Origin of the sequence: Mesorhizobium sp. M7A.F.Ca.CA.003.01.2.1 (assembly GCF_003998945.1) — a bacterium.
GTDB lineage: Bacteria > Pseudomonadota > Alphaproteobacteria > Rhizobiales > Rhizobiaceae > Mesorhizobium > Mesorhizobium ciceri.
On sequence record NZ_RZRA01001032.1, the window covers coordinates 1 to 1,875 of the forward strand.

The 1,875-nt window shown below is 62.2% G+C and carries 1 protein-coding gene and 1 tRNA gene; both read right to left on the reverse strand.

Annotated elements, in window-relative coordinates:
* Nucleotides 1–65: 65 nt before the first annotated feature.
* Nucleotides 66–1,484, reverse strand: coding sequence for a magnesium transporter (gene mgtE / locus EN969_RS29240; RefSeq protein ID WP_013531112.1), 1,419 nt, complete (start codon nt 1,482–1,484; stop codon nt 66–68).
* A 189-nt stretch (nt 1,485–1,673) separates the two neighbouring features.
* A tRNA-Leu gene (locus EN969_RS29245) sits at nt 1,674–1,758 on the reverse strand.
* Between the last annotated feature and the right edge of the window lie 117 nt (nt 1,759–1,875).

A 1,875-nucleotide genomic window follows, 5' to 3' on the forward strand; every position in this document is an offset into this window, starting at 1 on the left:
ATGGCGCCCCGCGCGAGCCTCGCACGGCATTTACGTAAAAGTCAATTGAGCCAAAAGGCGTGCCTTCAGGGCACGCCGAACCACCACGTGGCAATGCCGAGAAATGCAAAGAAACCGACGACGTCGGTAACCGTGGTGACGAAGACCGCCGAAGCGACCGCCGGATCGACCTTGAAACGATCGAGCAGCAGCGGGATCAGGATGCCGGCCAGGGCGGCCACGAACATGTTGATGATCATCGCCGCCGCGATGATCCCGCCCAGATTGGGATCACGGAACCAGGCTGCCGCGACGATGCCGATCAGGATGGCGAAGACGATGCCGTTGATGAAGCCGACACCCATCTCGCGGCGAATGATGCGGCCGGCATTGTAGATGTCGAGATCCCTGGTCGCCAACGCCCGCACGGTGACGGTCATGGTTTGCGAGCCGGCATTGCCGCCCATGCCCGCGACGATCGGCATCAGCACCGCCAGTGCCACGATGTGTTCGATCGTGCGGTCGAACAGGCTGATCACCGACGCCGCCAGGAACGCGGTCAGAAGGTTGATCAGCAGCCACGGAACGCGTGAGCGCGAGGTCGAAAAGATGCTGTCGGAAAGCTCTTCGTCGCCGACGCCGCCCATGCGCATCAGATCTTCCTCGGCCTCCTGCTGGATGACGTCGACGACATCGTCAATGGTCAGAACGCCAACCAGCCGTTCGTTCTCGTCGACGACCGCGGCCGACAAAAGATCGTACTGCTCGAATTCCCGCGCCGCCTCTTCCTGGTCCATGGTGGCCGGAATGGCGTGCCGCGTCTCGTGCATCACCTCCTCGACCTTGACCGAACGCTTGGTGCGCAGGATCTGGTCGAGGTCGATGGCGCCGAGCAGCTTGAAGCTCGGATCGATGACGAAGATCTGGCTGAAGCGCTCGGGAAGATTGTTGTCCTCGCGCATGTAGTCGATGGTCTGGCCGATCGTCCAGAACGGCGGAACCGCGACGAACTCGGTCTGCATGCGGCGGCCGGCCGTCTCTTCGGGATAATCGAGCGAGCGGCGCAGCCTGATCCGCTCGGTGAACGGCAGTTGCGACAGGATCTCGTCCTGGTCTTCCTGGTCGAGATCCTCGAGAATGTAGACGGCGTCGTCGGAATCGAGCTCCTGCACCGCCTGCGCGATCTGCGCATTGGGCAGATTGTCGACGATCTCCATACGGATCGCCTCGTCGACCTCCGTCAGCGAGGAAAAGTCGAAATCGGCGCCCAGGAGTTCGACCAGCGCGCGGCGCTGTTCGGGATGCAGCGCCTCGAGCAGATCGCCGAGCTCCGACTGGTGCAGGTCGTCGACTTCATGCTTGAGGGTCAGCGTGTCGCGGTCGGCGATCGCCGCGCCGATCCGCGCCAGGAAGGACGAAAGCACGGCGCCGTCCTCGCCATAGATGTCGGCGTGGTTGTCCTCGGCGGCCCCGGCGCCGGTCGTCCGTTCGTGCTCGCCTTCCACCAGCGCCTCCCGCCACAAGAATCCCGGAAAAGGTGCAAATCAGGTCTAGAGCATCGGACCCAAGGGGGAAACCGGTTTTGGGAGAATCCGACGCTCAAAAAGAAAGTGGCGTAAAGTGCGGGAATATCAACGAAATGCGTCCGGCCCGCAGCGGGCGAGACCGGCACAAATCGGATTCTGGGAAGAGAATGGTGCGGTCGAGAAGACTCGAACTTCCACGGGTTGCCCCACAGCGACCTCAACGCTGCGCGTCTACCAATTCCGCCACGACCGCACGTGGTAGAGCCGGAACCGACCGGCTCGCGGCGTGTAGCAAATCGTTTCCGGTGAAACAAGTGCACGGCAAGCAATAATGTCAGGCGATTGGCATAATGCTCCACAGGGCCCGAAC